The sequence below is a fragment of the Rhodococcus sp. P3_B8 genome (assembly GCF_056402775.1).
The window spans coordinates 1-5,819 of the sequence record NZ_JBFUGT010000369.1 but is presented as its reverse complement, the minus strand read 5'-3'; the positions used below and the strand labels follow the sequence as shown (position 1 = coordinate 5,819).

Here is a 5,819-nt window from a genome sequence, read left to right as displayed (position 1 = left end):
GTCGAAGGGTGATGTGCGTGACGGGGTCTGGGCACGACTGAAGTTCGAGGGCGGTGTCCACCGCGTGCAGCGGGTGCCCGTCACGGAATCGCAGGGACGCGTCCACACGTCCGCCGCCGGTGTCCTCATCTACCCGGAACCGGAAGAGGTCGAGGAGGTGCAGATCGACGAAACCGATCTGCGCATCGACGTCTACCGCTCCTCGGGCAAGGGCGGTCAGGGTGTCAACACCACCGACTCCGCGGTCCGTATCACGCACCTGCCCACCGGAATCGTCGTGACCTGCCAGAACGAGCGCTCACAGCTGCAGAACAAGGCCCGCGCCATGCAGGTGCTCGCCGCTCGGCTGCAGGCCGCCGCCGAGGAAGCCGCGGATGCGGAGGCGTCGGCAGGCAGGCAGAGTCAGGTGCGCACCGTCGACCGTTCGGAGCGCATCCGCACCTACAACTTCCCGGAGAACCGCATCACCGATCACCGGATCGGTTTCAAGTCCCACAACCTGGATGCGGTCCTGGACGGCGAACTGGACGCCCTACTGGACGCCCTGGGCAAGTCCGACCGCGAGGCGAGGCTCGCCGCGGAGTAACCGCGAAGCGGGACCCCGCCACCGGACGGCGAGCCGCGTGGCACTCTGTACCTGTGAGTCGCCTTCCTCTTCGCCTGGCCCTGATCGACGCAACCGCGCAACTCGACGAGGCCGGGGTGCGTAGCTCCCGTGCGGATGCCGAACTGCTCGCGGCCCACCTGCTGGGGGTGGAGCGGACCCGGCTCGGCCTCGTCCCGCTGGTCGACGAGTCGGTGATCGACGCGTACAAGAAGATGGTCGACCAGCGCGCCAAGCGGATTCCGTTGCAGTACATCCTCGGTACGGCCGCGATGGGGGACATCGACATCGAGGTCGGTCCCGGGGTCTTCGTGCCGCGTCCCGAGACGGAACTGCTGCTCGGGTGGGCGCTCGCCTTCCTCGGAAGCTGCGACCAGCATCCGCCGGTGGTCCTCGACCTGTGCACCGGCTCGGGTGCGCTGGCGCTCGCGATCGCCAACGCCCGGCCCGACGCAGTCGTGCACGCCGTCGAACTCGAACCGCACGCGCTCGCGTGGGCCCGGCGTAACGCCGACGCCCGCGAACAGGCAGGTGACGCACCGATTCGCCTGTACCAGGGCGACGTGACCGACCGGACGTTGCTGGCCGGGCTCGAAGGCGGCGTCGACCTGATCGTGGCGAACCCGCCGTACATTCCGGAGGGCGTCGAGCTCGAACCCGAGGTGGCCGACCACGATCCGCACAGCGCGCTGTTCGCCGGACCGGACGGCCTGTCCGTCATCAAGCCGATGATCTCGAACGTCGCCCGCTGGTTGCGGATCGGGGGAGCGGTCGGCATCGAACACGACGACAGTAACGGGGCCGACGTGGCGGCCCTGTTCGCGTCCCGCCGGGTGTTCGGCGAAGTCGCGGAGCACCCGGACCTCGCAGGCAAGCCGCGCTTCGTGGTCGCCCGGCGCGTCGCCACGGATATCGAGGCGCAGCGTGCAGGGGCCGTCACCGAGGGTGAAAGAATGGGCGGGTGAGTACCGTTTACGACTGTGGCCTTCCCGATTCACGCTCCGCCGGAATGAGTGCGGCCAAGAATGCGCTGAAGGCCGGGCGGCTCGTCGTGCTTCCCACGGACACGCTGTACGGAATCGGCGCGGACGCATTCGACAGCGAGGCCGTCGCCGCCCTCCTGCGGGCCAAGGGTCGCGGGCGCGACATGCCGGTTCCCGTGCTCGTCGGCTCGTGGAACACGATCGACGGACTGGTGTACAGCGTGCGTCCGCAGACGCGCGACCTCATCCGGGCGTTCTGGCCGGGCGGGCTGAGTCTCGTTGTGGAGCAAGCGCCTTCGCTGGCATGGGACCTCGGCGACACCCGGGGCACGGTCATGCTGCGCATGCCGCTGCACCCCGTCGCCCTCGAACTGTTGCGTGAAGTCGGACCGCTGGCGGTGTCGAGCGCGAACGTCTCCGGGCAGCCGCCCGCGACGACGGTCGAGGAAGCGCGCGAGCAGCTCGGCGGCTCGGCGAGCGTGTACCTCGACGGTGGTCGGGCGGAGCAGGGGCAGGCCTCGACGATCGTCGACCTCACCGGTGCGACCCCCCGGATCCTGCGTGAAGGCGCCGTGCCCACCGGCGATGTCGCCGACGTGCTCGGAGTGACGGCGGAGAGTCTGTCCGCCCAGTGAGTGCTGCCGAATCGGCCGGCGTGGCGCTGGCCCAAGCAGGTGGGGGCGCGGGTGTCCCGCTGCGTGAACTCCTGCTCGTCCTCTTCACCGCTGCGGTGGTCACCTACCTGGCCACCGGGGCGGTGCGGCTGTTCGCGCTCCGGTTCGGGGCTGTCGCCGTGCCGCGGGACCGGGACGTCCACGTCACCCCGACGCCCCGTCTCGGCGGGGTCGGCATGTATCTCGGCATGCTCGTCGCGTTGTTGTTCGCGCAGCAGCTACCCGCGCTCACCAGGGGATTCGAGTTCACCTCCGACATTCCCGCGGCCCTGGTCTCGGGGTTCGTGATCGTGCTGGTGGGGGTGGTCGACGACCGGTGGGGTCTGGACGCGCTCACCAAGTTCGTCGGGCAGGTCACCGCGGCGGGCATCCTCGTCGTGATGGGTGTGAGCTGGTTCATCATCTATATGCCGTTCGGGGACGGCAGCACTGTCATCCTCGACCAGCTCCAGGCCGGTCTCGTCACCGTGGGTGTCGCGGTCGTGATGGTGAACGCCATGAACTTCGTCGACGGCCTCGACGGTCTCGCGGCGGGCCTCGGTCTGATCTCCTCGCTCGCGATCTGCGTGTTCTCGGTGGGGCTTCTGCACGATCAGGGCGGCGACGTCAGCGCGTATCCGCCCGCGCTGATCGCCGCGGCGCTGGCAGGTGCGTGTCTCGGATTTCTTCCGCACAACTTCCAGCCCGCCAAGATCTTCATGGGCGACTCCGGCTCCATGCTGATCGGTCTGATGCTCGCGGCCATCTCCACCAGCGCGTCCGGTCGCATCCCGCTGACCGCGTACGGCACCCGCGACCTGCTCGGTCTTCTCTCTCCGCTGCTCCTGGTCGGTGCCGTCATGTTCATCCCGATCCTGGACCTGCTGCTCGCCGTCGTCCGGCGGACCCGTGCGGGCGTGAGCCCGTTCAGTCCCGACAAGATGCACCTGCACCACCGGCTGCTGCAGATCGGGCACTCGCACCGCCGCGTCGTGCTGCTCATCTACTTGTGGGTCGGTGTCCTGGCGTTCGGCGCGGTCGGATCAGCCTTGTTCGACCGTCGCGTCGTCGTCCTCCTGGTTGCGGGAGGCCTCGTCTTCGCGCTGGTCGTGACGGCCGTCCCGTCGATTCGCGGACAGCAGCACGACCGTCGCGGCTGACCGGAGGGTTGCGGCGGACCGGCGAAGATCCACTACCCTTGGCGACCGTGACGTTCACCCCCGCCTCCGCCCCTGATCACACCGCGTCGTTGCGGGCTGCCGTCCGCTACGGAGTTCTCGGTCTGATCGTGCTGGCAGTGTTCGGCTCGATCATCGCATTTCTCGTCGCGGGCAAGCCCGGTCTGTACGGCGCTCTTCTCGGTGCGGCAGTCGGGGGAGGGTTCATCCTGTGCACCGCACTGGGTGTGCTGTTCACCGCGAAACTTCCGGCCTTGACGGCGGGAGCGGTACTGCTCGGTACGTGGTTGTTGAAGATGATCCTCGCGATCACGGTCCTGGCGATCCTCAAACCGCTCGACTTCTACGACAAGACAGCATTGGTGCTGGTCATGGTGCTGTCGCTCGTGATCGTGCTGGGAGCGGAGACGTTCGGAGTTCTGGGAACCAAGGCGCCGTACGTCGAGCCCACGCCGTCGGACGACGCCGGATCGCCGGAATCGGACGATAAGTAGTACTACGAGATGTAGTAAAATTRAATCGACCCGGACCCCGTCTACACAACGTCGTAGATGACTTGCTAAGGTCTGGGTCAAGCGAGAGCAATGAGAGTGCGAGTAAGTTACTCGCCGGTATTGCATGCTTGTAGGTAGCCCGCACTTTCAGGGCCGCCGAGTCGACGAGAGTCGCCGACACCGACAGACGCTGGACTCGAACAGTCCGCAGCAGCTGACGAATACGCGAGTCGAGCTTGTCGACTTGTTTGATCGTCAATGTCCGATCGAACCGCAGTCAACGAAGGCTGCGGACCGACTACGGGAGAGAACGCTGAGCGTCATCAACGTGGCTGCTGGAGAAGAATTCCACGCGCCTTCCCTGAACGACTTCTTCCCGCCCGCGGTCCTGTTCGAAGGGACTCCGTTYGAACTCGACCGCCTGATGCTGGTTCGCATCCTGCTGTCCGGACTGATGATGCTCTTCTTCGTCATCGCGATGCGCAGCCCGAAGATCATTCCGCGCGGTGTCCAGAACATCGGTGAGATCGCGCTCGACTTCGTCCGGATCAACATCGCGGAAGAGATTCTCGGCAAAGAGCAGGGCAAGCGCTTCCTGCCGGTCATCACCACCATCTTCTTCCTGGTGCTCGCCAGCAACCTCGGCAGCATCATCCCCTTCATCAATATCTCGCCGAACGCGCGAATCGGCATGCCGCTGGTGCTCGCCGCCCTGGCGTACATCGTGTTCAACTACGTCGGCATCAAGAAGTACGGCTTCTTCAAGTACGTGAAGAGCAGCATCGTGGTCCCCGGTGTTCCGCTTCCGCTGCACTTCCTGCTCGTGCCGATCGAGTTCATCTCGACGTTCGTCCTCCGGCCGTTCACCCTCATGGTTCGTCTCATGGCCAACATGCTGGCCGGCCACATCCTGCTGGTGCTGTTCTTCAGCGCCACCCAGTACTTCTTCTTCGTCTCCGGTGGCTTCCAGGCCGTGTTCGGTGTGGCCTCGCTTGCCGCCGGCATTGCATTCACCTTCTTCGAACTGCTGGTGATCTTCCTGCAGGCCTACGTCTTCGCGCTGCTCACGTCGGTGTACATCGATCTGGCGCTGCACGCGGATTCGCACTAGCACCACAAGTTTTCACGACCAGCTACACCAAGAACTGAGCCTCCCGCCGAATCCGGCGGAGGTCAACAGAAAGGGAACGGAACACCATGAGCCTCGCCTACCTCGCTCAGGAAGCTGTCCAGGAAACCAACTCGACGGGCTTCGGAGCCATCGGCTACGGTCTCGCCGCGATCGGCCCCGGCATCGGCGTGGGCATCGTCGTCGGCAAGGCGATCGAGGGAATGGTTCGCCAGCCCGAGATGGCCGGACAGGTTCGTACCACGATGTTCCTCGGTATCGCCTTCACCGAAGCCCTCGCGCTGATCGGCCTCGTCGCCGGCTTCATTTTCTAAGACCGTCATGGCAGCCAACATCGCATTGCTCGCGGCAGAGGAAGAGAGTCACAACCCTCTCCTCCCCGCGACGTATGACATCGTTTGGTCGATCGTCTGCCTGGTCATCGTTGGTTTCGTCTTCTGGAAGTACGTCCTTCCGATGTTCCAGAAGGTCCTTGCCGAGCGAACCGAGCAGATCGACGGCGGCATCAAGCGGGCCGAAGAGGCCCAGGCCGAAGCGAAGGCGGCGCTCGAGCAGTACCGCGCCCAGCTCGCCGAAGCTCGCACCGAGGCTGCGCAGATCCGTGAGGACGCGCGCACCCAGGGGCAGCAGATCATCGCCGAAATGAAGGCACAGGCTCAGGAAGAAAGCGACCGCATCGTGGCCGCCGGCAACAACCAGTTGGTTGCCCAGCGTCAGCAGATCGTCGCCGAACTGCGCGCCGATCTCGGCCGCACCGCGGTCGACCTCGCTGAGAAGG

8 protein-coding genes are annotated in these 5,819 nt (G+C 65.7%); all 8 read left to right on the top strand.

Annotation, left to right across the window (positions count from 1 at the left end):
• Window positions 1-586 (top strand): peptide chain release factor-like protein (locus AC1D1G_RS40505; RefSeq protein ID WP_477956409.1); only part of this gene is annotated, 586 nt, incomplete at its 5' end.
• Between the two features lie 53 nt (window positions 587-639).
• Window positions 640-1,569: a peptide chain release factor N(5)-glutamine methyltransferase gene (gene prmC, locus AC1D1G_RS40500; RefSeq protein WP_009474172.1), complete on the top strand. Its 930-nt coding sequence runs from the start codon at window positions 640-642 to the stop codon at window positions 1,567-1,569.
• Complete coding sequence (locus AC1D1G_RS40495; protein ID WP_011594474.1) at window positions 1,566-2,222, top strand: L-threonylcarbamoyladenylate synthase; 657 nt, start codon at window positions 1,566-1,568, stop codon at window positions 2,220-2,222. The genes prmC and AC1D1G_RS40495 overlap by 4 nt, the downstream gene beginning before the upstream one ends.
• Window positions 2,219-3,400 carry a glycosyltransferase family 4 protein gene (locus AC1D1G_RS40490; RefSeq protein ID WP_005252952.1) on the top strand — a complete coding sequence of 394 codons (1,182 nt, stop codon included), beginning with the start codon at window positions 2,219-2,221 and terminating at the stop codon, window positions 3,398-3,400. Before AC1D1G_RS40495 ends, AC1D1G_RS40490 begins: the two co-directional genes overlap by 4 nt.
• 38 nt (window positions 3,401-3,438) lie before the next feature.
• Window positions 3,439-3,912: a hypothetical protein gene (locus AC1D1G_RS40485; protein WP_477956408.1), complete on the top strand. Its 474-nt coding sequence runs from the start codon at window positions 3,439-3,441 to the stop codon at window positions 3,910-3,912.
• 328 nt (window positions 3,913-4,240) lie between these two features.
• The gene (gene atpB, locus AC1D1G_RS40480) at window positions 4,241-5,023 is read left to right on the top strand and encodes a F0F1 ATP synthase subunit A (RefSeq protein ID WP_005264492.1); all 783 of its coding nucleotides are present in this window, start codon (window positions 4,241-4,243) and stop codon (window positions 5,021-5,023) included.
• An 86-nt stretch (window positions 5,024-5,109) separates the two neighbouring features.
• Window positions 5,110-5,355: an ATP synthase F0 subunit C gene (locus AC1D1G_RS40475; protein WP_005252955.1), complete on the top strand. Its 246-nt coding sequence runs from the start codon at window positions 5,110-5,112 to the stop codon at window positions 5,353-5,355.
• 7 nt (window positions 5,356-5,362) lie between these two features.
• A partial coding sequence (locus AC1D1G_RS40470) for a F0F1 ATP synthase subunit B (protein WP_477956407.1) occupies window positions 5,363-5,819 on the top strand: 457 nt, incomplete at its 3' end.